26 protein-coding genes are annotated in these 24,692 nt (G+C 60.0%); 3 read left to right on the top strand and 23 right to left on the bottom strand.

Translation table 11 applies throughout. From position 1 onward, the window contains the following. The first annotated feature begins 3 nt into the window (after positions 1-3). Together C4J93_RS21680 and leuA are read left to right on the top strand one after the other, a co-directional pair. A complete protein-coding gene (locus C4J93_RS21680) occupies positions 4-825 on the top strand; it encodes a peptidoglycan DD-metalloendopeptidase family protein (RefSeq protein ID WP_124430426.1) in 822 nt (273 codons plus the stop codon). 324 nt (positions 826-1,149) lie between these two features. Then, complete coding sequence (gene leuA / locus C4J93_RS21690) at positions 1,150-2,829, top strand: 2-isopropylmalate synthase (RefSeq protein WP_124408100.1); 1,680 nt, start codon at positions 1,150-1,152, stop codon at positions 2,827-2,829. 157 nt (positions 2,830-2,986) lie between these two features. On the opposite strand, the gene C4J93_RS21695 is transcribed toward leuA, so the two are convergent. The 21 genes from C4J93_RS21695 to trmJ all read right to left on the bottom strand — a co-directional run bounded on the left by C4J93_RS21695 (position 2,987) and on the right by trmJ (position 21,927). Further along, positions 2,987-3,778 (bottom strand): amidohydrolase, encoded by a 792-nt coding sequence (locus C4J93_RS21695; protein WP_124430427.1) that lies wholly within the window; start codon positions 3,776-3,778, stop codon positions 2,987-2,989. Next, on the bottom strand, positions 3,766-4,914 hold the full coding sequence (locus C4J93_RS21700) for a pyridoxal phosphate-dependent aminotransferase (RefSeq protein WP_124430428.1): 1,149 nt from the start codon (positions 4,912-4,914) through the stop codon (positions 3,766-3,768). Before C4J93_RS21700 ends, C4J93_RS21695 begins: the two co-directional genes overlap by 13 nt. Before the next feature lie 115 nt (positions 4,915-5,029). Beyond that, on the bottom strand, positions 5,030-6,499 hold the full coding sequence (gene der, locus C4J93_RS21705; RefSeq protein WP_076949869.1) for a ribosome biogenesis GTPase Der: 1,470 nt from the start codon (positions 6,497-6,499) through the stop codon (positions 5,030-5,032). Positions 6,500-6,771: 272 nt separating this feature from the next. Continuing rightward, positions 6,772-7,923, bottom strand: coding sequence for an outer membrane protein assembly factor BamB (gene bamB / locus C4J93_RS21710; protein ID WP_124368254.1), 1,152 nt, complete (start codon positions 7,921-7,923; stop codon positions 6,772-6,774). Then, positions 7,916-8,557, bottom strand: a complete 642-nt coding sequence (locus C4J93_RS21715) for a YfgM family protein (RefSeq protein WP_124364292.1) — start codon at positions 8,555-8,557, stop codon at positions 7,916-7,918. Before C4J93_RS21715 ends, bamB begins: the two co-directional genes overlap by 8 nt. A 41-nt stretch (positions 8,558-8,598) precedes the next feature. Further along, complete coding sequence (gene hisS / locus C4J93_RS21720; protein WP_124368255.1) at positions 8,599-9,888, bottom strand: histidine--tRNA ligase; 1,290 nt, start codon at positions 9,886-9,888, stop codon at positions 8,599-8,601. A gap of 23 nt (positions 9,889-9,911) precedes the next feature. Then, a complete protein-coding gene (ispG, locus tag C4J93_RS21725; protein WP_124430429.1) occupies positions 9,912-11,021 on the bottom strand; it encodes a flavodoxin-dependent (E)-4-hydroxy-3-methylbut-2-enyl-diphosphate synthase in 1,110 nt (369 codons plus the stop codon). A gap of 2 nt (positions 11,022-11,023) precedes the next feature. After that, on the bottom strand, positions 11,024-12,004 hold the full coding sequence (locus C4J93_RS21730) for a RodZ family helix-turn-helix domain-containing protein (protein ID WP_124430430.1): 981 nt from the start codon (positions 12,002-12,004) through the stop codon (positions 11,024-11,026). Further along, positions 12,004-12,762: a type IV pilus biogenesis/stability protein PilW gene (pilW, locus tag C4J93_RS21735; RefSeq protein ID WP_124430431.1), complete on the bottom strand. Its 759-nt coding sequence runs from the start codon at positions 12,760-12,762 to the stop codon at positions 12,004-12,006. The genes C4J93_RS21730 and pilW overlap by 1 nt, the downstream gene beginning before the upstream one ends. 12 nt (positions 12,763-12,774) lie before the next feature. Then, the gene (rlmN, locus tag C4J93_RS21740; RefSeq protein ID WP_124430432.1) at positions 12,775-13,923 is read right to left on the bottom strand and encodes a 23S rRNA (adenine(2503)-C(2))-methyltransferase RlmN; all 1,149 of its coding nucleotides are present in this window, start codon (positions 13,921-13,923) and stop codon (positions 12,775-12,777) included. 29 nt (positions 13,924-13,952) lie between these two features. After that, on the bottom strand, positions 13,953-14,378 hold the full coding sequence (gene ndk, locus C4J93_RS21745; protein ID WP_003175956.1) for a nucleoside-diphosphate kinase: 426 nt from the start codon (positions 14,376-14,378) through the stop codon (positions 13,953-13,955). Positions 14,379-14,470: 92 nt separating this feature from the next. Continuing rightward, positions 14,471-14,674 carry a Fe-S cluster assembly protein IscX gene (iscX, locus tag C4J93_RS21750; RefSeq protein WP_124430433.1) on the bottom strand — a complete coding sequence of 68 codons (204 nt, stop codon included), beginning with the start codon at positions 14,672-14,674 and terminating at the stop codon, positions 14,471-14,473. Positions 14,675-14,688: 14 nt separating this feature from the next. Then, on the bottom strand, positions 14,689-15,030 hold the full coding sequence (gene fdx / locus C4J93_RS21755; protein WP_057723961.1) for an ISC system 2Fe-2S type ferredoxin: 342 nt from the start codon (positions 15,028-15,030) through the stop codon (positions 14,689-14,691). Between the two features lie 3 nt (positions 15,031-15,033). Further along, on the bottom strand, positions 15,034-16,896 hold the full coding sequence (gene hscA / locus C4J93_RS21760) for a Fe-S protein assembly chaperone HscA (RefSeq protein WP_124430434.1): 1,863 nt from the start codon (positions 16,894-16,896) through the stop codon (positions 15,034-15,036). Positions 16,897-16,947: 51 nt separating this feature from the next. Next, positions 16,948-17,469, bottom strand: a complete 522-nt coding sequence (gene hscB, locus C4J93_RS21765; protein ID WP_014719822.1) for a co-chaperone HscB — start codon at positions 17,467-17,469, stop codon at positions 16,948-16,950. 8 nt (positions 17,470-17,477) lie between these two features. After that, the gene (gene iscA / locus C4J93_RS21770; RefSeq protein WP_003209680.1) at positions 17,478-17,801 is read right to left on the bottom strand and encodes an iron-sulfur cluster assembly protein IscA; all 324 of its coding nucleotides are present in this window, start codon (positions 17,799-17,801) and stop codon (positions 17,478-17,480) included. 28 nt (positions 17,802-17,829) lie between these two features. Further along, the gene (iscU, locus tag C4J93_RS21775) at positions 17,830-18,216 is read right to left on the bottom strand and encodes a Fe-S cluster assembly scaffold IscU (protein ID WP_003175965.1); all 387 of its coding nucleotides are present in this window, start codon (positions 18,214-18,216) and stop codon (positions 17,830-17,832) included. A gap of 99 nt (positions 18,217-18,315) precedes the next feature. Continuing rightward, on the bottom strand, positions 18,316-19,530 hold the full coding sequence (locus tag C4J93_RS21780) for an IscS subfamily cysteine desulfurase (RefSeq protein WP_057723964.1): 1,215 nt from the start codon (positions 19,528-19,530) through the stop codon (positions 18,316-18,318). Between the two features lie 50 nt (positions 19,531-19,580). Continuing rightward, positions 19,581-20,072: a Fe-S cluster assembly transcriptional regulator IscR gene (gene iscR / locus C4J93_RS21785; protein ID WP_003194020.1), complete on the bottom strand. Its 492-nt coding sequence runs from the start codon at positions 20,070-20,072 to the stop codon at positions 19,581-19,583. Between the two features lie 299 nt (positions 20,073-20,371). Next, positions 20,372-21,154, bottom strand: a complete 783-nt coding sequence (gene cysE, locus C4J93_RS21790) for a serine O-acetyltransferase (RefSeq protein WP_124430435.1) — start codon at positions 21,152-21,154, stop codon at positions 20,372-20,374. A gap of 2 nt (positions 21,155-21,156) precedes the next feature. Beyond that, complete coding sequence (gene trmJ, locus C4J93_RS21795; RefSeq protein ID WP_124368262.1) at positions 21,157-21,927, bottom strand: tRNA (cytosine(32)/uridine(32)-2'-O)-methyltransferase TrmJ; 771 nt, start codon at positions 21,925-21,927, stop codon at positions 21,157-21,159. Positions 21,928-22,072: 145 nt separating this feature from the next. Here trmJ and suhB point away from each other — a divergent pair, with 145 nt between their 5' ends. Continuing rightward, the gene (gene suhB / locus C4J93_RS21800) at positions 22,073-22,888 is read left to right on the top strand and encodes an inositol-phosphate phosphatase (RefSeq protein WP_003175971.1); all 816 of its coding nucleotides are present in this window, start codon (positions 22,073-22,075) and stop codon (positions 22,886-22,888) included. A 221-nt stretch (positions 22,889-23,109) separates the two neighbouring features. On the opposite strand, the gene C4J93_RS21805 is transcribed toward suhB, so the two are convergent. Both C4J93_RS21805 and secF read right to left on the bottom strand, forming a co-directional pair. Continuing rightward, positions 23,110-23,652 carry a glycine zipper 2TM domain-containing protein gene (locus C4J93_RS21805; protein ID WP_005791197.1) on the bottom strand — a complete coding sequence of 181 codons (543 nt, stop codon included), beginning with the start codon at positions 23,650-23,652 and terminating at the stop codon, positions 23,110-23,112. A gap of 123 nt (positions 23,653-23,775) precedes the next feature. Then, the gene (gene secF, locus C4J93_RS21810) at positions 23,776-24,690 is read right to left on the bottom strand and encodes a protein translocase subunit SecF (RefSeq protein ID WP_124368263.1); all 915 of its coding nucleotides are present in this window, start codon (positions 24,688-24,690) and stop codon (positions 23,776-23,778) included. Between the last annotated feature and the right edge of the window lie 2 nt (positions 24,691-24,692).

Genomic DNA, 24,692 nt, shown 5'->3' on the forward strand with positions numbered 1-24,692 from the left:
CCGATGCCACGCTTTCTCAGCTTGTTGATGCTCGTTTGCCTGACCTTCAATGCCCACGCCGACAGCTACATCACGCGCCTGCTGAACAAGCCGGTGCCCGGTGGCGTAGCGGTGGTGGACCTGGGGCCTGCGGCAACGGCGCCCAAGGCCACTTACCTGAACAGACCGGTGCTGGTGGTAAAGGAGCAAGACAACTGGCTGGCGATTGTAGGGATCCCACTGACGGTCAAGCCGGGTACCGAACGCATCGTCCACGGCGGGCAGCAACTGCCGTTCGTGGTGGGATTCAAGAAATACCCCGAGCAACGCATCACCTTGAAGAACAAAAGCCAGGTCAATCCGGAACCGGCGCAACTCAAACGCATCGAGGCCGAGCTGGCCGTGCAGCTCAAGGCCTACCGCAGCTTCAGCCCGAATACGCCGAGCAACCTGCTGCTGGACAAGCCGGTCAACGGGCCGCTGTCGAGCAAGTTCGGGGTAAGACGGTTCTTTAATGGCGAGGAGCGCAATCCGCATTCGGGTCTGGATTTTGCCGTTGGCGCAGGTACGCCGATCAAGACCCCGGCGGCTGGCAAGGTGATCCTGACCGGCAACTACTTCTTCAACGGCAACACCGTGTTCGTCGACCATGGGCAGGGCTTTATCAGCATGTTCTGCCACATGTCGAAGATCGATGTGAAAGTCGGCGACCAACTGACGCGCGGCGCGGTGGTGGGCAAGGTCGGCTCGACCGGTCGGGCAACCGGGCCGCATATGCATTGGAACGTCAGCCTTAACGACGCACGAGTCGACCCGGCGATCTTCATCGGCGCTTTCCAGCCCTGAATGGGCCAATTGCGCGCCCAATAAAGGCTGCGCAATTAAAGTCAGCCGCTGCCTGATTTTTAGCCATAAAATCTCTATTCCTACGCGAATAGGAGAAGTTATCTCAATTTTTCGCGACTGCTTGCCATCTTTCACCCCGACGGTTAGGGTTGGGCTTATGAAAACCTCTCACACCCTCATTCAGCTTCGTCAGCACCGCAGCCTGTGCCTGGTCAGCGCACGACTGCCAGGCTGAATCGATCTGCCTCGTCTTTAAGCTTTATCCCCAATAACAGTTCTACGGCAGGCCGCCTTTTCTCGGCCCCTACAACAAAGGATTTTCCGATGAGCATGCTCAAAGACCCGTCTTCGAAATACCGTGCGTTTCCGATCATCGATATCCCGGACCGCACCTGGCCGTCCAAAACCATCACCACTGCGCCGATCTGGTGCAGCTCGGACTTGCGTGATGGCAACCAGTCGCTGATCGAACCGATGGATGCCGCGAAAAAGCTGCGCTTCTGGAAGACCCTCGTGGCCGTCGGCGTGAAGGAAATCGAAGCGTCCTTCCCGGCCGCGTCGCAAACCGATTTCGATTTCGTACGCACCCTGATCGAAGGCAACCACATCCCCGAGGACACCACCATTCAGGTGCTGACCCAGGGCCGTGAAGACTTGATCGCACGAACCTTCGAATCCCTGCGCGGGGCCAAGAAAGCCATCGTTCACTTGTACAACGCTACTTCGCCGTCGTTCCGCCGCATCGTGTTCAACCAGGACAAGGACGGCGTCAAGGCCATTGCAGTCAACGCCGCCAAGCTGTTCGTCAAATACGCCGCGCAGCAGCCGCAAACCCAGTGGACCTTCGAATACTCGCCGGAGACCTTCAGCGCCACTGAGCTGGAGTTCGCCAAGGAAGTCTGTGACGCGGTGATCGAGGTGTGGAACCCGACGCCCGAGCACAAGATGATCCTCAACCTGCCGGCCACCGTGGAATGCGCCACGCCGAATATCTATGCCGACCAGATTGAGTGGTTCGGTCGCCATATCAACCGCCGTGACAGCGTGATCATCAGCCTGCACACCCACAACGACCGTGGCACGGGCGTCGCCGCCACCGAGCTGGGCCTGATGGCTGGGGCCGATCGTGTCGAAGGCTGCCTGTTCGGCAACGGCGAGCGCACTGGCAACGTCGACCTGGTCACCGTGGCGCTGAACATGTACACCCAGGGCCTCGACCCGCAGCTGGATTTCTCCGATATCGACGGCGTGCGCAAAGTCGTCGAGGAGTGCAACCAGATCCAGGTGCACCCACGTCACCCGTATGTCGGCGACCTGGTGCACACCGCGTTCTCCGGCTCCCATCAGGATGCAATCCGCAAGGGCTTCGCTCAGCAGAAAGACGACGCGTTGTGGGAGGTGCCGTACTTGCCGATCGACCCGGCAGACATCGGCCGCAGCTACGAGGCGGTGATCCGTGTGAACAGCCAGTCGGGCAAGGGCGGTATCGCCTACCTGCTGGAGCAGGAATACGACATCAGCCTGCCACGCCGCATGCAGATTGAATTCAGCCAGGTGGTGCAGGCTGAAACCGACCGCGTCGGCCTTGAAATGACCGCACCGCAGATCTACGCCTTGCTGCAACGCGAATACTTGCAGGCCAACACCCCGTACGCGCTGGTCAGCCATCGCCTGCAGGAAGAAAACGGCAACAGCTATGTCGAAGTGGAAGTCTCCGGCAAGGGCCAGGGCGAAACCAACCTGCACTGGAAAGGCAAAGGCAACGGCGCGCTTGAAGCGCTGGTGGCGGGCTTGCCGATTGGTGTGGAGATCATGGACTACAACGAGCACGCGATTGGTGCGGGTACCAACGCCAAAGCGGCGGCGTACATCGAACTGCGCGTAAATGGCGAGCGTCCGGTGCATGGCGTGGGGATTGATGAAAACATCACCACCGCGAGCTTCAAGGCGCTATTCAGTGCGCTGAACCGCTCGCTGAGCCAGCAGGAAGCGAAAGCGGCGTAAGCCTATCGGCGTAATGCAAAAGGCCCCTGGGTGAGAATCCAGGGGCCTTTTTACTGTGGAACTGCGGTGTTGCTGGCGGCCTCATCGGGAGCAAGCCCCCTCCCACAGGGGAATGCATTCCAAATGTGGGAGGGGGCTTGCCCCCGATGGCGGTCCGTCAGACAAACTGAAAGCTATCGGCATCCAGGTTCGCCGGAAATCGCGTGCGATACGCCGCCAACTCAGCCGCATCCAGCTTCACCTGAAACACCCCATCCGCTTCCCCCGCGCTCAGCAATGTCTCACCCTGGAAATCCAGCACCTGGCTATCGCCGGTGTAGGCAAAGCCCTTCCCATCCGTGCCCACGCGGTTCACCGCGGCGACGTAGCACAGGTTCTCGATGGCCCGCGCCGGCAACAGTCGATTCCAATGCTGACGCCGCGCCCCCGGCCAATTGGCGGTGTAAAGCAACAAGTCGGTGTCCTGGGCATCGCGACTCCACACCGGGAAGCGCAGGTCGTAGCAAATCAACGGCCGAATACGCCAACCGTTCAATTCGAACTGCACCTGACGTTCGCCGGGGGTGTAGTGATTGTGCTCGCCGGCCATGCGGAACAGGTGGCGCTTGTCGTAATGCAGCACCTCACCGTCAGGCCGCGCCCAGAGCAGGCGGTTACGGTGGCTGCCGTCCGCCGCCTGAATGATCACACTGCCCGTGATCACGGCGTTGTATTTCGCGGCCTGGGCCTGGAGCCAACGGTGCGTCGGGCCGTTTTCCGGTTCGGCCAGGGAAGCCGACTCCATGGAGAAACCGGTGGTGAACATTTCCGGCAATACAATCAGGTCGACGCCGCTGGCCTGCTCCAGCAACAGCTCGAAATGCTCAAGATTGGCCTGGCGGTCGTGCCACGCCAGGGTGGTCTGGATCAGGGCAATGTTCAGGTCTGGCAAGGCGCTCAAATCACGCATAGTTTTTCCGCCGCCTGTTGCAGCGTTTCCTCGCGTTTGGCAAAGCACAGGCGCACCAGGCGCTGGCCTTGGGGTGGGTTGCGGTAGAACACAGAGATAGGAATCGACGCCACGCCGTGTTCGCGCGTCATCCATTCGGACATGGCGACATCATCCAGGTCCGGGCGAATCCGGGAATAATCTACCAGTTGAAAGTAAGTCCCCGCCGATGGGCTGAAGCTGAACTGCGACGGCGCCAGCAACCGGCAGAACAGGTCGCGCTTGGCTTGGTAGAACGCCGGCAGCGCAGCCACGTGCTCCGGGTGCTCGGCCATAAAGTCGGCCAGCGCGTACTGCAACGGCGTCACGCCACAGAAACTGACGTATTGATGCACCTTGCGCAGCTCGGCAGTCAGGGCCGGCGGTGCAACCACATAGCCGGTTTTCCAGCCCGTGACGTGATAGGTCTTGCCGAACGAGCTGACCACAAACGCACGCGGGTACAGCTCCTCGTGGGCGAGCACGCTGACGTGGGGCACGTCGTCGAACACCAGGTGCTCATACACTTCATCGCTGAGCAGATAGATATCGCGGCCGCGAATCAGCTCGGCCAGTTGGTCCAGTTCCTTACGGCTGACCAGGGCGCCGCTGGGATTGTGCGGGGTATTGAGCACAATCATGCGCGTGCGCGGCGACAGCGCGGCCTTGATGCGCTCGAAGTCCAGGCTGAAATCCTGCAGGCCCAGCTGCACATGCACGCAGCGCCCGCCGGCCAGCTCTACCGAGGGCGCGTAGCTGTCGTAGCAAGGGTCGAAGATGATCACTTCGTCACCGTTGCGAATAACCGCCTGGATAGCGCAGAAAATGCCCTGGGTGGCGCCCGGCGTAATGGTTACTTCACGCTCGGCATCGATGCTGACACCGTAGCTGCGGGCAATCTTCGCCACCACCTGCTGGCGCAGCGCGGGCAAACCGCTCATCGGTGCGTATTGGTTATGCCCGTTGGCGACGTGCCGCCCCACAGCGTCGAGCAAGTCTTGAGGGCCATTGAAGTCGGGAAAACCCTGGGACAGGTTGATTGCGCCGGTTTCGGCGGCCAACTGCGACATGCTGGTGAAGATGGTCGTGCCGACATTCGGCAGTTTGCTGGTGATCATGAAAGGCCCCTGCAGGTGAGCCCCAAGTTTTAAGCTGCCTGCCGCATCGGGTCAAGGCACAAACCGTCACGCACAAAAAAGGGCTCGCAATGAGCCCTTTTTTGACACGTCGATATCAGCGCTTGTCGCGGCGCTTTTTATCGGCTTTCTTGTGATGCGTCATCATCCGACGCTTCTTGTTGACCTGGCGGTCGGTAAGGCTGTTCTTGTTGCCTTCGTATGGGTTCTCGCCGCCCTTGAACTCGATACGGATCGGCGTACCGACCAGTTTCAAGACACGGCGGTAGGTGTTTTCCAGGTAACGCACATAGGACTTGGGCACCTTCTCGATCTGGTTACCGTGGATCACGATAATCGGCGGGTTGGCACCACCCAAGTGGGCGTAACGCAGTTTGATGCGGCGGTTGTTGACCATCGGCGGCGCGTGCTCGCCCACCGCGTCTTCCAGGATCTGGGTGAGGCGGTTGGTCGGCCAGCGGGTGACCGCGGACTTGAACGAGTTCTGTACGGACGCGTAGAGGTTGCCCACGCCAGTGCCGTGCAGTGCCGAGATGAAGTGGATATCGGCGAACTCAACGAAGAACAGGCGACGCTGCAGCTCGATCTTGACGAAGTCGCGCTCGCTCGGCGTCATGCCGTCCCACTTGTTGATCGCGATCACCAGCGCACGACCGGCTTCCAGGGCGAAGCCCAGCAGGTTCAGGTCGTGGTCCACCACGCCTTCGCGGGCGTCCATCACGAAGATCACCACGTTGGCGTCTTTGATCGCCTGCAGGGTTTTGACCACGGAGAATTTTTCAACTTCCTCGTGGATCTTGCCGCGCTTGCGCACACCAGCGGTGTCGATCAGCGTGTACTTCTCGTCGTTACGCTCGAACGGGATGTAGATGCTGTCACGGGTGGTGCCGGGTTCGTCATAGACGATTACCCGGTCTTCACCGAGCATACGGTTGACCAGGGTCGACTTGCCGACGTTAGGGCGGCCGATGATGGCGATCTTGATACCGTCTTTTTCGCTCGGGCCAGGAATGCGCTTGGCTTCCTCGCCTTCGGCGACGATCTCCTCCTCACCCTCTTCTTCCTCATCGTCATCCTTGGGAAAGGTGCTGAGGGCAATTTCCAGCATCTGCGTGATGCCGCGACCGTGGGCACCGGCAACCGGGATCGCATCGCCCAGGCCCATCGGGCTGAATTCGGCACGGGCCGCCTCAGGATCGATGTTATCGATCTTGTTCGCGACCAGGTAGGAACGCTTGTTGCGCTTGCGCAGGTGCTCGCCAATCATCTGGTCGGCAGCGGTGTAGCCCGCACGGGCGTCCACCAGAAACAACACGACATCGGCTTCTTCAATGGCCAGCAGCGACTGCTCGGCCATTTTTTCGTCCATGCCATGTTCGTCACCGGAGATACCACCGGTGTCGACAATAATGTAGGAGCGCCCTTGCCACTTTGCCTCACCGTATTGGCGATCACGGGTAAGACCGGACAAGTCGCCGACGATGGCGTCACGAGTCCTGGTCAGGCGGTTGAACAAGGTGGACTTGCCGACGTTAGGTCGGCCCACCAGGGCAATTACGGGAACCATGCGGCTCTCCACTTCGTTATTTCAGAAAATACAAAAGCCGCTGCAGGGCAGCGGCTGGTGCTCGACTGTAGGAGCGAGCTTGTCGTGGCGAGGGAGCTTGCTCCCGCTGGGCTGCGTAGCAGCCCCAAAACCATTCGACCGAGATGCATCAGATGCACCTGTTTGACCAGTTTGGGAGCGCTTCGCACTCCAGCGGGAGCAAGCTCCCTCGCCACATGACGCTCGCTCCTACAGGTGAAGCTGCCAGAGGGCTAAGCCCCCAAGCATAGTTCTTACTTGATGGTCAGGGCTTCCAGCTTGCCGCTGTTGCCATACACATAAAGCATGTTACCCACCACCAGCGGACGCGCACGCAAGCCGTCGCTGTCGATACGCTCGCGACCTACAAAGCGACCGTCCACCTGGCTCAGCAGGTGCAGGTAGCCTTCGAAGTCACCGACCGCCACGTAGCTGGAAAAGACTTCCGGGGCCGACAGTTGACGGCGCGCCAGGGAGTCGTTGCTCCACAGTGCAGTGGTGGAACGCTCGTCGACACTTTCAACGGTGCCGGACGCCAGGCTCACATAGACGCTGCCAAACCCTTGGGCGACACCGGCGTAGCTGGAAGCATCACGCTGCCAGTTGACCCGGCCGCTCTGCAGGTCCAGTGCCGCGACACGGCCCTGATAAGTGGCGACGTAGAGGGTCTCGCCGGACAGCAACAGGCCGCCGTCGATATCCACCACACGATCCAACTCGGAACGACCTTGCGGGATAGCCACGCGGGTTTCCCAGGCCGGCACGCCATTCTGGGTATTCAGGGCGACCACTTTACCGGTCGACAGGCCCGCAACGGCCAGATTGTTGGTCACAATCGGACCGCTGGTACCGCGCAAGGTCAACACCGCCGGGGTGCTGTCGTACAACCAGCGCTGGTTGCCGGTGGCCGCGTCCAGACCTATCACGCGGTCATCCTGGGTTTGCACCACGACGACATCGCCGTTGGTGGCAGGCGGTGCGAGGACTTCACTGGTCACGCGAGCGCGCCATTTCTCTTCACCGGTGCTGGAATCCAGGGCCACGACCTCACCCTTGAGCGTGCCGAGCATGACCATGCCGTAACCCACGCCTACGGCGCCGGAAACAGGCAACTCAAGGTCTTTCTTCCACTTCACGTCACCGGTCATGCGGTCCATGGAGGTCACGATGCCAGTGACGTCAGCGGCCACAATGTTGTCACCGTCGATTGCCGGTACCAGCATGTTGTAGGTTTCACCCTGACCGTCACCGATGGAGCGGCTCCACTGCTTTTGCAGGACCACTTCTTCCTTGAAGCTGGTCAGCTCCGCAGGCGGCAGTTCTTTTTTACTGTTGCTGCTGCAACCCGCGGCCAGAACGGCCAGAGCCAGCAATGCTGCATGTTTCCAACGGATCACGTCACGCATCCCCTTTGGCCAAGTCGTCCAGCTTGATTTGTAAGCCACCGACCGCCGCTTCATCAGACAGCGCCGCCTTGGCTTTTTGGTACGCAGCATTGGCTTCGTCGGTACGACCCAATTGGACCAACAGGTCGCCCTTGAGCTCTTCGCGAGTGGCTACAAATGCCTTGTCAGCATCGCCGTCGAGCAGTTTGAGTGCTTCGTCAGCCTTGTTCTGTGCCGCCAACACCTGTGCCAGGCGCTGACGTGCGATTTCACCCAGGGTCGGGTTGGTCGGTTTGTCGGCGATGGCCTTGAGCTCAGTGGCTGCATCATCGAGCTTGCCGGTGTCGACCGCGACTTTCGCGACGAACAGGCTGCCGTACTGCGCGTAGGCAGTACCGCCAAATTCGTTCTTCAGCTTGCCGGCCAGGTCTGCCACTTGGGCAGGGTCGGGCTTGCCGTCCGGCGTCAGGGTAGTTTCCAGCAACTGCTGATAAACGATCGAGGCGCCCTGGGACTGGTTGGCCTGATACTTGGTCCAGGCCTGCCAGCCGAACACCACCACTAAAGCCAGCAGACCGCCAGTAACCAGGGGCTTGCCGTTACGCTGCCACCAGTCCTTGAACTCGGCCAGTTGCTCATCATCAGTACTCGACACCCCAATACTCCTTAATCGCTAAATTCGGCTGTTCGACAGCTTCAACCCTGCACGACGCAGGTGGCCAGGTGCGCAGCGAGCGCATCAAAGGCAATGTTCTGTTGTTCGCCCTGACCACGCAGGGGTTTGAAACCTATCACTTGCTGGGCCAATTCGTCATCGCCGAGGATCAGCGCATACAACGCGCCGCTCTTGTCGGCCTTCTTGAACTGGCTCTTGAAGCTACCCGCACCGGCATTGATCTGCAGACGCAGGTTCGGCAGCTGGTCGCGCACTTTTTCGCTCAGGGCCAACGCAGCCAGTTCGGCGGCCTCGCCAAAAGCACAAAGATACACGTCCACCTGACGGGAAATCTCTTCGGGCACTTGCTCCAGGGTCTCCAGCAGCAGGATCAGCCGCTCGATGCCCATGGCGAAACCCACGCCTGCGGTCGGCTTGCCGCCCATTTGCTCGACCAGGCCGTCGTAACGACCACCGGCACACACGGTGCCTTGGGCGCCGAGTTTGTCGGTGACCCATTCGAACACGGTCTTGCTGTAGTAATCGAGGCCGCGCACCAGCTTCGGGTTGATCACATACGGAATACCCGCCGCATCCAGGCGAGCCTTGAGGCCCTCGAAGTGCGTGCGGGATTCTTCGTCGAGGTAATCGGCCATTTTCGGCGCATCGAGCAGCACGGCCTGGGTGTCGGCGTTCTTGGTATCAAGCACGCGCAACGGGTTGGTCTTCAGGCGGCGCTGGCTGTCTTCGTCCAATTTATCCAGGTGGGCAGACAGGTACTCCACCAGGGCGACCCGGTAGCGGCCACGGGACTCACTGGTGCCCAGGCTGTTGAGTTCGAGCTTGACCGCGTCGCGGATGCCCAATTGGCCCCACAGGCGCCAGGTCAGAACGATCAGTTCGGCGTCAATGTCCGGACCGTCCAGGTTGAAGACTTCACAACCGATCTGGTGGAACTGGCGATAACGGCCTTTCTGTGGGCGCTCGTGGCGGAACATCGGGCCGATGTACCACAGTTTCTGGGTCTGGCCGCCACCGGTGATGCCATGCTCCAGCACAGCGCGAACGCACGCGGCGGTGCCTTCCGGACGCAGGGTCAGGGAGTCGCCGTTACGGTCTTCAAAGGTGTACATCTCTTTTTCGACGATGTCGGTCACTTCACCGATGGAGCGCTTGAACAGCTCGGTGAATTCAACGATCGGCATACGAATCTGCTTGTAACCGTAGTTATCCAGCAGGCGCGCGACCGTGCTCTCGAAATAGCGCCACAGTGGCGTCTGCTCCGGCAGGATGTCGTTCATGCCACGAATGGCTTGCAGAGACTTGCTCACATCAAATCCTTAAATTCGTTCAATCAGCCGCGAGCGATCAGCGCTGCATCAGCGGCGACCTTTTCGGCCGCTTTCTGGCGGATCAGCCTTTCCAGCTCATCCACCAGATTGTCATTCGTCAATTTCTGCGACGGCTTGCCGTCGATATAAATCAGGTTCGGTGTACCGCCGGTCAAGCCCACATGCGCCTCTTTGGCTTCGCCCGGTCCGTTGACCACGCAACCGATCACCGCCACATCCAGCGGCACCAGCAGGTCTTCGAGACGCAACTCCAGGTCGTTCATGGTTTTCACCACGTCGAAGTTCTGCCGCGAGCAGCTCGGACAGGCAATGAAGTTGATGCCACGGGAACGCAAACGCAGGGATTTGAGAATGTCGTAACCGACCTTCACTTCCTCTACGGGGTCTGCCGCCAGAGAGATGCGGATAGTATCGCCAATCCCTTCGGCGAGCAGCATACCGAGACCCACCGCAGATTTCACTGTGCCTGAGCGTAAACCGCCCGCTTCAGTGATGCCCAGGTGCAACGGCTGTACGATTTCCTTGGCCAGCAGGCGGTAGGCTTCTACAGCCATAAACACGTCGGAAGCCTTTACGCTGACCTTGAAGTCCTGGAAATTCAGGCGTTCGAGGTGTTCAACATGGCGCAGGGCCGACTCGACCAGCGCCGCCGGGGTTGGCTCGCCGTATTTCTTTTGCAAATCTTTTTCCAGCGACCCGGCGTTAACGCCGATGCGGATGGGGATGCCGCGATCACGGGCCGCATCGACCACAGCACGCACACGGTCTTCACGACCGATGTTGCCCGGGTTGATGCGCAGGCAGTCCACGCCCAATTCGGCTACGCGCAATGCGATCCTATAGTCGAAGTGAATGTCGGCAACCAGTGGCACCTTGACCAATTGCTTGATACGGCCGAACGCTTCAGCAGCGTCCATGTCCGGTACGGAAACCCGCACGATGTCCACGCCGGCCGCTTCCAGACGATTGATCTGGGCGACGGTGGCGGCCACGTCATTGGTGTCGCTGTTGGTCATGCTCTGCACCGCGATGGGGGCATCGCCGCCCACCGGCACCGAGCCGACCCAGATCTTGCGCGATACGCGACGTTTGATTGGAGATTCGCCGTGCATGACTATTGTCCCAACTTGAGGCGAGCTGTCTCGCCACTGGTGAACGGCGCCACGTCCACAGGCTGGCCGTTGTAGGCCACTTGCGCGCCACGGGCGAAGCCCAGACGCAGCGTCAGAGGAGGCTTGCCGCCCTGGTCAAGCGTATCTCCCTTACGCTTGAGGCCGCTGAACAGCACTTTGCCGTTGCCATCGGTGAGTTGCGTCCAGCAGTCGGCAACGAAGGTGATCTGTACGCGCCCGTCACCGGCGATCAACGCAGGGGTGGTGGGCGGCGAAATGGCTGGCGCAGCCGGTGCAGCCGGCGCTGGCGCCTGTGCCGGAGCGGCTGGTGCAGGGGCCTGGGCGACAGGCGCTGCTGGAGCCGGAGCGGGTACGGTCGCAGTCGCAGCAGGTGCGCTGCCGGCGTCTGGAGCCGGCTGTTCGACGGGGGCAGGCGCTTCTGGAGCGGCTTGTGATTCGACAACCGCCTGGTCTTCCGGCTCATCCAGCGGATGAATCTGGGTGGTGCCGTCGGCGCTTTCGACTTCGACGTGCTCCAGGGCGTTGCTGGTCAGGTCTTTATTGCGCTGGGAGGCTTGGTCTTGCCACCAGACGAAACCACCGCCGATCACCGCAATCAACAGCAACAGGCTGACGATGCGCAAAATCGTGTGGGAAACCCGAGTGGGCTCTTCGATACGCCCAAGGCCATGGACATTACTGCCCTGGGAGTCGGTGCCGGTGTACTGGTCGAACGCCTGGACCAACGCGGTCTGGTCGATGCCCAGCAATTTGGCATAGGCGCGGATATAGCCGCGGGCAAATGTGTGCCCAGGCAGTTTGTCGAACGCGCCAGCCTCCAGGTTGGCCAGGGAGGTGCTGGTCAAATTGAGCTTGAGGGCCACTTCCGCCAGCGACCAACCATTGCTTTCGCGGGCCTGACGCAAGGTCTCGCCTGGGTTGACGCGATTAGCTGCTACAACTTCCGGGTGCGCGGCTTTCATCATTGCTCCGACAGGTATTGCTGATATTCCGGCGTACCGGGATAGAGTCGTTCGAGTTGCTGGCCAAAACGTGCGGCCGTATCGCGTTCTTCATGAACCGTAGCCAGGCGCACACCGAGCAACAGACTACGTGCATTGTGCCCGCTGAGCCGGCTGAAACGCTCGTAATAGTCGCGTGCCGGCACATAATGCCTGTCTTCGTAAGACAACTCAGCCATTTCAAGCAAAGCGCGTGGCTGGCGAGCGTTCAGGAGCAAGGCTTTTTCCAGTTGCTGGCGCGCAAGCTCGCGCTGGCCGAGGTGTACCGACGTCACCCCAAGGTTCTCGAAGACGCGCGAACGCTCAGGATAAAGGGTATCGGTACTGGCCTGCCGGAAATAAACGGCGGCCTGCTCATAACGCTTCTGCTCGAACAGGAAACTGCCGTAGTTATTCAGCAACCGGGCGTCGTCAGGACGGGAAGCCAGCGCCTTGGTGAAATACTGATCGGCCAACTCGGGCTCGGCCTGCGCCTTGAACACCAGCGCCAGCGCGGCATTGGCATCAGCATCGTCGGCATCCAGCTCGAGGGCCTTTTTCAAGGGCACCTTGGCCTGCTCGTTCATGCCTTGTTGCAGATAGCCCAAGCCCAGTTGCACATAGGCCGCTCGCGCCGCGTCACGGCCCTTGCCGGTTTGCAAAGGGCTGTCATGGCCCGATGAAACACAACCGGTCGCGAGACCGGTAACAAGCAACAGCAGCGCAAGGCGCAAGGGCATAGAGGTCCTCTCTCAGTTTCGATTTGCAGCGCTTTGCGGCGCATCGTCGGCAGCGCTCAATTCACGCACGGCGATGTAACGCTCACTGCGACGGGTGCGATCCAGCACCTGCCCTACCAATTGGCCACAGGCGGCGTCGATGTCTTCACCGCGGGTCGTGCGAACGGTGACGTTGTAGCCGGCCTGGTGCAGTTGATCCTGGAAACGGCGGATGGCGTTGTTGCTCGGCCGCTCGTAGCCAGAATGGGGAAACGGGTTGAACGGAATCAGGTTGATCTTGCACGGGGTGTTCTTGAGCAGCTCGATCATCTCGACCGCGTGCTCGACCTTGTCGTTGATGTCCTTGAGCATGGTGTACTCAATGGTCAGCACACGCTTCTCGCCCAAAGTCGCCATGTAGCGCTGGCAAGATTCGAGCAGCATCTTAAGCGGATACTTCTTGTTGATCGGCACCAATTGGTTACGCAATGCGTCATTCGGTGCGTGCAGCGACAACGCCAGGGAAACGTCGATGTGCTTGGCCAGCTCATCGATCATCGGTACCACGCCGGAGGTCGACAGGGTCACACGGCGCTTGGAAATGCCGTAGCCCAGGTCGTCCATCATCAGGTGCATGGCCGCAATCACGTTGTCGAAGTTCAGCAGCGGCTCACCCATGCCCATCATCACCACGTTGGTGATGGCACGGTCGACGGTCGCCGGGATGCTGCCAAAGGATTTGTTGGCAATCCACACCTGGCCGATGACTTCGGCGGCGGTGAGGTTGCTATTGAAGCCTTGCTTGCCGGTGGAGCAGAAACTGCAATCCAGGGCACAGCCTGCCTGGGACGAAACGCATAAGGTGCCGCGCTTGCCCTGGGGAATGTATACGGTCTCGACGCAGCTGCCGGACGCCACGCGCACCACCCACTTACGGGTGCCATCGGTGGAGATGTCTTCGCTGACTACTTCAGGACCACGCACCTCAGCAATGGTCTTGAGCTTGTCGCGCAAGGCCTTGCTGACGTTCGTCATGGCGTCGAAATCGTCGACGCCAAAGTGGTGAATCCACTTCATTACCTGACCGGCACGGAAACGCTTCTCCCCGATTGAGTCGAAGAATTTCTCCATTTCCGGCTGAGTCAGACCCAGCAGGTTGGTTTTAACAGTCGATGTTGTCATGGATTCACCCTCACTCTTTAAGCCGATGCTTAGCGAGCGGTTACTTCGGTAGCTGCGAAGAAGTACGAGATTTCGCGAGCAGCAGCGGCTTCGGAGTCCGAACCGTGTACAGCGTTGGCGTCGATGGATTCAGCGAAGTCAGCACGGATGGTGCCGGCAGCAGCTTCTTTAGGGTTGGTAGCGCCCATCAGCTCACGGTTCAGAGCGATAGCGTTTTCACCTTCCAGAACCTGAACAACAACAGGACCGGAGATCATGAAGGCAACCAGGTCGCCGAAGAAGCCACGAGCGCTGTGCTCAGCGTAGAAGCCTTCAGCTTCAGCCTTGGACAGTTGCTTGAGTTTCGAAGCTACAACCTTCAGGCCGGCTTTTTCGAAACGAGTGGTGATCTCGCCGATGACGTTTTTTGCAACAGCGTCAGGCTTGATGATGGAGAAAGTACGTTGAACAGCCATGGTGTAACTCCAGAAACGGTAATTTACGAAAAATTAAACCCGCGAATTATACGCGGGTTATTGGGTATTGCCTAACTGCGTAAAAAGGCGGCTCAGTCGCCTGCTTCTTCGATCCACAGACCCTGGATCGCCTCCAGAACCTTTTCGCCACCCCGGTCCGGGATGTCGTCGAATTCCGGCAGCGCCATCACGAGGTTGCGCAGCTTGACGAAGTTCACTGTCAGAGGATTGACCTCAGGATGAGCTTCAGCAAGTTGTATAGCGATTTCTTGTACATCAACCCATTTCAGGCTCATGACATTTCCTTGAATCAATGCGGCGCTTCGGCCGCATGGTTGAGCGAATACTTCGGAATTTCGACAGTGATGTCTTCAGTGCCGACCTTGGCCTGACAGCTCAGGCGAGAAGTCGCTTCCAGGCCCCAGGCGCGGTCAAGAAAGTCTTCTTCCAGCTCATCGGCCTCTTCCAGGCTGTTGAAGCCTTCGCGGATGATGCAGTGGCAGGTGGTGCAGGCACACACACCGCCGCAGGCGCTTTCGATCTCGATATGATTGTCGTGGGCGACTTCAAGGATGGACTTGCCGGTCTCAGCCTCCACGACCATACCATCCGGGCAATGCTCGGCATGTGGCAGAAAAATGATCTGCGGCATCAGTTAATCCTCAAGTTCATTCAGGTTGCGGCCCGCCAGGGCGGCTTTTACCGACTGGTCCATACGACGGGCGGCAAAGGCATCGGTCACTTGCGACAGACGCTTGGTCTGCTGCTCGATGGCGTAACCATCGGTGCCTTTCATGAGTTCGGCCAGTTCCTGCATCTGCAGGTCGATGACCATGCGCTCCTCGCTATCCAACAGGCGTTCGCCGTCAGCCTCAAGGGCGCCCTGCACCGCTTCGAGCAGGCGCTGGGCGTCGACTTGCTGCTCACGCAACACGCGGGCGACCTTGTCGTCGCTGGCATATTGGAACGAGTCCTTGAGCATCTTGGCGATTTCGCCGTCAGTCAGCCCGTAGGACGGCTTGACCTGGATGCTGGCTTCAACGCCTGAGGCCAACTCCCGCGCAGCCACGCTGAGCAGGCCATCGGCGTCCACCTGGAAGGTCACGCGAATCTTCGCCGCGCCCGCCACCATGGCCGGGATACCGCGCAATTCAAAGCGCGCCAGGGAGCGGCAGTCGCTGATCAGCTCGCGCTCGCCTTGCAGCACATGGATCATCATGGCCGTCTGGCCATCTTTGTACGTGGTGAAGTCCTGAGCACGGGCGACGGGAATGGTGGTGTTGCGTGGAATCACCTTTTCCATCAGGCCGCCCATGGTTTCCAGGCCCAGGGACAACGGAATCACATCAAGCAGCAGCAATTCGCCACCATCGCGCTTGTTGCCGGCCAGGGTATCGGCCTGGATCGCGGCGCCAATGGCGACGACTTGGTCCGGGTCGATTTCAGTCAACGGCTGGCGGCCAAAGGCTTCGGCGACGGCTTCACGCACGCGCGGAACGCGGGTGGAACCGCCCACCATGACCACGGCACCGACCTCTTCCAGTTCGATACCGGAGTCTCGCACGGCGCGGCGGCAGGCTTTCAGGCTGCGGGCGACCATCGGCTCGATCAACGCATCGAAGGCTTCGCGTGTCAGCTGGGCCGACCAGGTACCGTAGGAAACTTCAACGGTTGCAGCATCCGTTAGCGCCTCCTTGGCGGCGCAGGCGGTTTGCAGCAGGCTGCGCTGTGCACCTGGGTCCAGGTCGGCAGACAAGCCTGCACTGCTGATGATCCAGCTCGCGATGGCGTGATCAAAGTCGTCACCGCCGAGGGCGCTGTCACCGCCGGTGGCCAGCACTTCGAAGACGCCGCCGGTCAGGCGCAGGATTGAAATATCAAAAGTACCGCCGCCCAGGTCGTAAATCGCGACCAGGCCTTCAGCATGCTGATCCAGGCCGTAAGCCACAGCAGCCGCAGTCGGCTCATTGAGCAGGCGCAGCACGTTCAGACCGGCTAGTTTCGCCGCGTCCTTGGTGGCTTGGCGCTGCGCGTCATCGAAATACGCCGGGACGGTGATCACCGCACCGACCAGTTCGCCGCCCAAGGTGGTTTCCGCACGTTGGCGCAGCACCTTGAGGATATCGGCTGACACTTCCACCGGGCTTTTCGGGCCTTGGACGGTGTCGATGAACGGCATATGGGATTCGCCGCCGACAAAGCGGTACGGCAGCTGGTCGCCCAATTGCTTGACGTCGGACAACCCACGGCCCATCAAGCGCTTGACCGACAGCACGGTGTTCAAGGGGTCGGTAGAGGCTGCCAGCTTGGCCGACTCGCCCACTTCGATGCGGTCGGCGTGATAACGCACGGCGGATGGCAGGATCACCTGGCCATCGGCATCGGGCAGCGGTTCGGACAGGCCGCTGCGCAAGGCGGCGACCAGGGAATTGGTGGTGCCCAGGTCAATCCCGACCGCCAGGCGACGCTGGTGTGGTTGAGGGCTTTGGCCGGGTTCGGCGATTTGCAGTAGAGCCATGGTAATCAGGTCTTATCTGTCTATCAGGCGTGCATCACGGGCAGCACTGGGTTAATCGTCGAGGCGCTCTTCTAGCTGGCGCACTTCGTAGGTGAGCTTGTCGAGGAACTGCATGCGCCGCATCAGGCGCTCGGCCTGCTCGCGTTGCGCCGCATCATCCCAACAGGCTGCGAAGCTTTCGTTAAGCTCATCCTGGGCGGTTTTCAGACGCCGCTTGAAGACCGCGACTCCAGCCACATCGGCTTCGTCCTGCAACTCTTCAAGTTCTTCGCGCCATTGCATCTGTTGCATCAGGAAGTCCGGGTCATGCACGGTGACTTCCATCGGCAACTCACCGCCCTTCATCGCAAGCAAATAACGCGCGCGCTTGGGGGGGCTTTTCAGCGTCTGATAGGCTTCGTTGAGGCTGGCCGATTGCTCCAGCGCCAGGCGCTGCTCACGCTCGGAAGCGTCAGCGAAACGGTCCGGATGCACGCCACGCGCCAATTCTCGATAGCGCGTAGCAAGCTGCTCGAGGTCCAGCCGAAAGCTCGGTTGCAACTCGAATAAAGCGAAATGACAAGGAGTACCCACAAGAAGCCTCAGATGTTGAAGCTTTCGCCGCAGCCACATTCACCGCGTACGTTGGGGTTGTTGAACTTGAAGCCTTCGTTCAACCCTTCCTTGACGAAATCGAGTTCGGTGCCGTCCAGGTAGGTCAGGCTCTTTGGGTCGATGATCACTTTCTCGCCGTGACTTTCGAACACCTGATCCTCTTCAACCACCTCGTCGACAAACTCCAGCACGTAGGCAAGGCCGGAACAGCCCGTGGTGCGAACACCCAGACGAATCCCCTCACCTTTACCGCGCCCATTCAGGGAGCGGCGAATGTGCTGCGCAGCCGCTTCTGTCATGCTGATAGCCATCGTTGACTCCTTACTCGTCGCCAAATACTTAGATCAAGCCTTTCTTCTGCTTGTAGTCGCGAACGGCCGCCTTGATGGCGTCTTCGGCGAGTACCGAGCAGTGAATTTTCACCGGCGGCAGGGCCAGTTCTTCGGCCAGCTGGGTGTTGCTGATGGTGACAGCCTCATCCAGGGTCTTGCCTTTCATCCATTCGGTCGCCAGGGAGCTGGAGGCGATGGCCGAACCGCAGCCGTAGGTCTTGAACTTGGCGTCTTCGATAACGCCAGCGTCGTTGACCTTGATCTGCAGGCGCATCACATCGCCGCACGCCGGAGCGCCAACCATGCCAGTGCCGACATCAGGATCTTCCGCGTTCATCTTGCCGACGTTGCGCGGGTTTTCGTAGTGGTCGATGACCTTTTCGCTGTAAGCCATGGTACTGAATCCTCACTCATCAGGGCCGCTCTGGAACCCTGTAGAAACGCCTGCGTTGACCGCCACGTTCCTACAGAGCTTGGGTGGCGGCTTCTATATTTAGTGTGCCGCCCACTCGATCTTGGAAATGTCGACACCGTCTTTGTACATGTCCCACAGCGGCGACAGAACGCGCAGCTTGTTGACGGCTTCGCAGACTTTCTGCGCGGCGTAGTCGACTTGCTCTTCAGTGGTGAAGCGGCCGAAGGTAAAGCGGATCGAGCTGTGTGCCAGTTCGTCGTTGCGGCCCAACGCGCGCAATACATACGAAGGCTCAAGGGACGCCGAGGTGCAGGCCGAACCGGACGATACCGCCAGGTCCTTGAGCGCCATGATGAGCGACTCGCCTTCGACGTAGTTGAAGCTCAAATTCAAGTTGTGCGGTACGCGGGCAGTCATGCTGCCGTTGATGTACAGCTCTTCAAGGTTCTCGACCTGCTTGTAGAAGCGATCGCTCAGGGCCTTGATGCGCACGTTTTCGGCCGCCATGTCTTCCTTGGCGACGCGGAAGGCTTCGCCCATGCCGACGATCTGGTGGGTCGCCAGGGTGCCGGAACGCATGCCGCGCTCGTGACCGCCGCCATGCATGGTCGCTTCGATACGCACCCGAGGCTTGCGGCTCACGTACAGCGCGCCGATGCCTTTAGGGCCGTAGGTCTTGTGGGCCGAGAACGACATCAGGTCGACTTTCAGCTTGGACAGGTCGATGTCGACCTTGCCGGTGGACTGAGCAGCGTCGACGTGCAGCAGAATGCCCTTGGAACGGGTCAGTTCGCCAATCGCTTCGATGTCGTTGATGGTGCCGATTTCGTTGTTCACGTGAATCACCGAAACCAGGATGGTGTCTTCACGCAGCGCGGCTTCGATCATGGCCGGGGTGACGATACCGTCGGTGGTCGGCTCGAGGTAGGTGACCTCAAAACCTTCACGCTCCAGTTGGCGCATGGTGTCGAGGACAGCCTTGTGCTCAATCTTGGTGGTGATCAGGTGCTTGCCCTTGGTCGCATAGAAATGCGCCGCGCCCTTGATTGCCAGGTTGTCGGACTCGGTGGCACCGGAGGTCCAGACGATTTCACGCGGGTCTGCGCCAACCAGGTCGGCGACCTGGCGACGAGCGTTCTCGACCGCTTCCTCGGCTTTCCAGCCGAATACGTGGGAACGGGAGGCCGGGTTGCCGAAGTTTCCGTCAACCAGCAGGCATTCGCTCATTTTTTGCGCGACACGCGGATCAACCGGGGTGGTCGCTGAGTAATCAAGGTAAATCGGCAATTTCATGGACTTTCTCCTAAATCAGGCTGGCTGGCGTGCCGTTAGCTCTGCGGCTGTCACTCGACGGCGGACGCTTCGATCTTGTCCAGACGCGGCGCCTTGGTGTTGCAACGGCGCTGGTCCTGACGCTGGGCTACTTCTTGCACCTCACGGCGAGTCACAAGATCAGCCAAGCTGATACCACTCAAAAACTCATGGATCTGCAGGCTCAAATCACACCACAAGTGGTGCGTGAGGCAGGTGTCGCCGGCGTGGCAGTCACCCAGGCCCTGGCATTTGGTGGCGTCGACGGATTCGTTGACCGCGTCGATCACCTGGGCCACCTGAATGCCCTGCATGTCGCGGGACAACTGGTAGCCACCACCTGGCCCCCGCACGCTGGAAACCAAGTTGCTACGGCGCAATTTAGCGAACAGTTGCTCGAGGTAGGACAGGGAAATGCCTTGGCGCTCGGAGATATCGGCCAGGGACACCGGCCCAGTTTGCGCGTGCAAAGCCAGGTCGAGCATGGCAGTCACCGCGTATCGGCCTTTTGTAGTCAGTCTCATGGACAAGTACCAAGGTGTTTCAGAATGGGAGCAAGTATGCGATTCCCGAGTATTTAAGTCAACTATAAGACCTAGTACTTTAGTCAGGATTACCCGTAAAAAGGGCGCGCGAATCATAGCAGGATGGGGTGGGGAGGAACAGCGGCAGCGGACGGTCAGCAATTCCAGACACTATGAAGACCAAATGTGGGAGGGGGCTTGCCCCCGATAGCGGTGTGCCAGCCAATATTTCACTGACTGACCCACCGCTATCGGGGGCAAGCCCCCTCCCACATTGGTTTTGTGGTGGTGGTGAGAGCTCAGCTTGCCTTGGTGGCCGCCTCGCTCTTGATCTCGGCGAAGTCTTCTTCGCGCAGCTCAGGCAGCTCTTTTGCGCAGTAGCTGCTGCCCAATTCCTTCAGCGCGCCGCACATCCCGTCCAGCTTGCCGTCCACCGCTTGCAGGTGGTCAAGCAACTGGCCGATGGCGCGCGCCACCGGGTCGGGCATGTCTTCACTGACGCCGTAGGCATCGAAGCCGATCTTTTCGGCCATGGCCTTGCGCTTGGCCTCCTGCTCATCGCCCACTTCCGGCTTGACGATGATCCGTCCAGGAATGCCCACCACCGTGGCACCGGGCGGCACTGCCTTGGTCACCACGGCATTGGAGCCCACCTTGGCGCCGGCGCCTACGGTGAACGGGCCGAGTACCTTGGCACCCGCCCCCACCACTACCCCGTCGCCCAGGGTCGGGTGGCGCTTGCCTTTATTCCAGGTGGTACCGCCCAGGGTGACACCCTGATAGAGGGTCACGTCATCGCCAATTTCAGCCGTCTCGCCAATCACGATGCCCATGCCATGGTCGATAAAGAAACGACGCCCGACCTTGGCGCCCGGATGAATCTCGATCCCGGTCAACCAGCGCCCGAAGTTCGACACCAGCCGCGCCAGCCATTTCCAACCCATACCCCACAAGGCGCCGGACAAACGATGAATCCAGATCGCATGCATGCCCGGGTAGCAGGTCAGCACTTCAAAGGCGTTGCGCGCCGCCGGGTCACGGTGGAAAACACTCTGGATATCTTCTCGCAAACGCTCGAACATTTTTAATCCTTCCGCTTAAGGAGCTCGCCACGGGCCGCTTTCTGGGTCTCCGTGAGGATGCCACGCAATATATTCATTTCCGCCCGGCTGACCGAGCTGCGCCCGTAAAGGCGACGCAGGCGCGCCATCAAGTGCCGTGGCTTTTCAGGATCGAGGAACTCGATGGCCACCAGGGTTTGCTCCAGGTGCTCATAGAAGCGTTCCAGCTCGTCCATGGTGGCGAGCTCGCCACTTTTGGTCGATGCAACTTCGTCCTTTTCCATCTTGCTTGGCTGACCGGCAGCCGCCAGCCAGGCCATGCGCACCTCATAAGTCAGCACCTGCACTGCCGCGCCGAGGTTCAGGGAACTGAACTCAGGGTCTGATGGAATGTGCACGTGGTAATGACATCGTTGCAGCTCTTCGTTGGTCAGGCCGGAGTCTTCACGGCCAAACACCAACGCGATTTCTGCACCGCCCGCCGCCTCTTCCACCACTTTGGTACCGCACTCACGCGGGTCCAGCAGCGGCCAGGGAATGCGACGATCACGGGCGCTGGTGCCGAGCACCAGGTTGCAGCCGACCAGGGCATCTTCCAGGGTGGCGACAACCTGGGCGTTTTCCAGGAGGTCATTGGCGCCGGATGCGCGGGCATCGGCCTCGTGGTGCGGAAACACACGCGGCTCGACCAGCACCAGGCGCGTCAGCCCCATGTTTTTCATGGCACGCGCCACCCCGCCGATGTTGCCGGGATGACTGGTATTGACCAGGACGACACGAATGTTTTGCAGCAAGGGAGGCGCTCTCGGACACGGGAAAGGGGAGCAAATCTTACAGAACCGCCCAAGGTTATGCCATGAAAGCTAACGTCGTCCTTCACCTGAAGAAAGTTTCTGCTAGAATGCCCGGCTTTCTTTAACAACCTTAGGTGACACATCCATGCAGCCCATGCTGAATATCGCGCTGCGCGCCGCCCGCAGCGCCAGTGAATTGATCTTCCGCTCTATCGAGCGCCTGGATACCATCAAGGTCGACGAAAAAGACGCCAAGGATTACGTATCCGAGGTGGATCGCGCCGCCGAACAGAAAATCATCGACGCCCTGCGCAAGGCCTACCCTACCCACGGCATCCTCGGTGAAGAAACCGGCCTGCACAAAGGCAGCGGCGAAGGCGAAGACTACCTGTGGATCATCGACCCACTGGATGGCACCACCAACTTCCTGCGCGGCATCCCGCACTTTGCCGTGAGCATTGCCTGCAAATACCGTGGCCGCCTGGAACACGCCGTCGTTCTCGACCCGGTTCGCCAGGAAGAATTCACCGCCAGCCGTGGCCGTGGCGCCCAGCTCAATGGCCGTCGCCTGCGCGTGAGCGGGCGCACCAGCCTGGATGGCGCCCTGCTGGGTACTGGCTTCCCGTTCCGTGACGATCAAATGGACAACCTGGAAAACTACCTGGGCATGTTCCGCGCCCTGGTTGGCCAGACCGCGGGTATCCGTCGCGCTGGTGCAGCGAGCCTGGACCTGGCTTACGTTGCCGCCGGTCGTTTTGATGCGTTCTGGGAGTCGGGCCTGTCGGAGTGGGACATGGCTGCGGGCGCCCTGTTGATCCAGGAAGCGGGCGGCTTGGTGAGCGACTTCACCGGCGGTCATGACTTCCTTGAGAAAGGCCATGTGGTTGCCGGCAACACCAAATGCTTCAAGGCAGTGCTGACGGCGATCCAGCCGCACCTGCCGGCTTCGCTGAAGCGCTAAGCGAGCGAGCATAAAAAAGCACCCCTCGGGGTGCTTTTTTTATGCCTGGGATTTGAGCCAGGTCCATACATCAGCAGCAACACTTAACAAGTGTGGGAGGGGGCTTGCCCCCGATTGCAGTATGTCAGTCAGAATATCTGGTACTGATCCACCGCTATCGGGGGCAAGCCCCCTCCCACATTATGAAGCTCACAAGCTTTGAGGCCTGCGCCAGACTCAGATTACTGCTGATTCTGACCGAGGATCAGACGCCCTTCCTTGTCCACTGGGATCTGACCACCTGGATCACGCTCCATACGCACCGTACCTTCCTTGCCGTCCAGGTTATAACGCACGTCATACCCAACCACCTTGTCACTGATGTCGTTCACGGTATTACAACGCGTCTGGGTCGTCGTATAGGTATCGCGGTTCTGCATGCCTTCCTGAACCTTGTTACCGGCATAACCACCACCGACCGCACCCGCTACGGTGGCGAGCTTCTTGCCGTTACCGCCACCGATCTGATTACCCAACAGTCCACCAGCAAGGGCGCCGACCACGGTACCGGCGATTTGATGTTGATCCTGCACCGGACGCTGCCGGGTGACTGTGACGTCCTTGCAGACCTCACGCGGGGTTTTAATCTGGGTTTTTACCGGCTGCACCGCCAGCACTTGCGCATACTCAGGGCCGCTTTTTACCAGGCTGTAGGTGGCAACAGCACCCCCGGCAGTCACACCGACAGCACCCAATACCGCACCAACCAGCAACGACTTGTTCACGTTGAACCTCCTGACCATCACAAACGGATCGAAAGATCCGCGCTATACCCAGCCTTGGAGCCAAAAAAAAGGCGCGAGTTCAATCTCGCGCCTTTCTTGTAACCGCTGATCAACAAACGCCCATCAAGGACGGTCGTCGACCTCCTTGCCAGTGCTGGCCGGAGGGATCAGGTCTTCGCTGTTCAGGTTCAGCCAGATCAGCACCACGTTGGCGATGTAGATCGACGAGTAGGTACCCGCCAGCACGCCGATGAACAGTGCCAGGGAGAAGCCCCACAGGTTGTCGCCACCGAAGATCATCAGTGCCGCGATCGCCAGCAAGGTGGAGATCGACGTGGCCATGGTCCGCAGCAGCGTCTGGGTGGTGGAGATGTTGATGTTCTCGATCAACGTTGCCTTGCGCAGTACGCGAAAGTTCTCGCGAACCCGGTCGAATACCACGATGGTGTCGTTGAGCGAGTAACCAATGATCGCCAGCACCGCCGCCAACACCGTCAGGTCGAACGTGATCTGGAAGTAGGCCAGGATGCCCACGGTCACGATCACGTCGTGGATCAGCGACACAATGGCGCCGACACCGAACTTCCACTGAAAGCGGAACGCCAGGTAGATCATGATGCCGACCAGCGCCATCAGCATGCCGAGGCCGCCCTGGTCGCGCAGCTCTTCGCCCACTTGCGGGCCGACGAACTCGACGCGCTTGACCGATGCCGGGTTGTCGCCACCGACCTTCTGCAAGGCCTCGGCTACCTGGTGACCCAGTTGCGGGTCTTCGCCAGGCATGCGCACCAGCAGGTCGGTAGTGGCGCCGAAGCTCTGCACCACCGCCTCGTGATAGCCGGCCTTGACCAGCTCGTTGCGCACCAGGGTGACGTCGGCCGGCTTCTCGTAGGTCAGCTCGATGAGCGTACCGCCGGTGAAGTCCAGGCCGTAGTTCAGGCCCTTATGGAACCAGCTGAACAAGGCCAGAACGGTAAGGAGCACGGTGGCGCCGAACGCAATGTTGCGAACGCCCATGAAGTTGATTGTACGTAACATGG

The sequence above is a fragment of the Pseudomonas sp. R2-37-08W genome, assembly GCF_003851705.1.
In the GTDB taxonomy this organism is placed as follows: domain Bacteria; phylum Pseudomonadota; class Gammaproteobacteria; order Pseudomonadales; family Pseudomonadaceae; genus Aquipseudomonas.

What these genes read in the sequence shown, in the direction of transcription:
- C4J93_RS21680 (WP_124430426.1), top strand. Translation starts at nt 4, where the DNA reads ATGCCACGCTTTCTCAGCTTGTTGATGCTCGTTTGCCTGACCTTCAAT.
- leuA (WP_124408100.1), top strand. Translation starts at nt 1,150, where the DNA reads ATGAGCATGCTCAAAGACCCGTCTTCGAAATACCGTGCGTTTCCGATC.
- C4J93_RS21695 (WP_124430427.1), bottom strand. Translation starts at nt 3,778, where the DNA reads ATGCGTGATTTGAGCGCCTTGCCAGACCTGAACATTGCCCTGATCCAG.
- C4J93_RS21700 (WP_124430428.1), bottom strand. Translation starts at nt 4,914, where the DNA reads ATGATCACCAGCAAACTGCCGAATGTCGGCACGACCATCTTCACCAGC.
- der (WP_076949869.1), bottom strand. Translation starts at nt 6,499, where the DNA reads ATGGTTCCCGTAATTGCCCTGGTGGGCCGACCTAACGTCGGCAAGTCC.
- bamB (WP_124368254.1), bottom strand. Translation starts at nt 7,923, where the DNA reads ATGCGTGACGTGATCCGTTGGAAACATGCAGCATTGCTGGCTCTGGCC.
- ispG (WP_124430429.1), bottom strand. Translation starts at nt 11,021, where the DNA reads ATGCACGGCGAATCTCCAATCAAACGTCGCGTATCGCGCAAGATCTGG.
- C4J93_RS21730 (WP_124430430.1), bottom strand. Translation starts at nt 12,004, where the DNA reads ATGAAAGCCGCGCACCCGGAAGTTGTAGCAGCTAATCGCGTCAACCCA.
- pilW (WP_124430431.1), bottom strand. Translation starts at nt 12,762, where the DNA reads ATGCCCTTGCGCCTTGCGCTGCTGTTGCTTGTTACCGGTCTCGCGACC.
- rlmN (WP_124430432.1), bottom strand. Translation starts at nt 13,923, where the DNA reads ATGACAACATCGACTGTTAAAACCAACCTGCTGGGTCTGACTCAGCCG.
- ndk (WP_003175956.1), bottom strand. Translation starts at nt 14,378, where the DNA reads ATGGCTGTTCAACGTACTTTCTCCATCATCAAGCCTGACGCTGTTGCA.
- iscX (WP_124430433.1), bottom strand. Translation starts at nt 14,674, where the DNA reads ATGAGCCTGAAATGGGTTGATGTACAAGAAATCGCTATACAACTTGCT.
- fdx (WP_057723961.1), bottom strand. Translation starts at nt 15,030, where the DNA reads ATGCCGCAGATCATTTTTCTGCCACATGCCGAGCATTGCCCGGATGGT.
- hscA (WP_124430434.1), bottom strand. Translation starts at nt 16,896, where the DNA reads ATGGCTCTACTGCAAATCGCCGAACCCGGCCAAAGCCCTCAACCACAC.
- iscA (WP_003209680.1), bottom strand. Translation starts at nt 17,801, where the DNA reads ATGGCTATCAGCATGACAGAAGCGGCTGCGCAGCACATTCGCCGCTCC.
- iscU (WP_003175965.1), bottom strand. Translation starts at nt 18,216, where the DNA reads ATGGCTTACAGCGAAAAGGTCATCGACCACTACGAAAACCCGCGCAAC.
- C4J93_RS21780 (WP_057723964.1), bottom strand. Translation starts at nt 19,530, where the DNA reads ATGAAATTGCCGATTTACCTTGATTACTCAGCGACCACCCCGGTTGAT.
- iscR (WP_003194020.1), bottom strand. Translation starts at nt 20,072, where the DNA reads ATGAGACTGACTACAAAAGGCCGATACGCGGTGACTGCCATGCTCGAC.
- cysE (WP_124430435.1), bottom strand. Translation starts at nt 21,154, where the DNA reads ATGTTCGAGCGTTTGCGAGAAGATATCCAGAGTGTTTTCCACCGTGAC.
- suhB (WP_003175971.1), top strand. Translation starts at nt 22,073, where the DNA reads ATGCAGCCCATGCTGAATATCGCGCTGCGCGCCGCCCGCAGCGCCAGT.
- secF (WP_124368263.1), bottom strand. Translation starts at nt 24,690, where the DNA reads ATGTTACGTACAATCAACTTCATGGGCGTTCGCAACATTGCGTTCGGC.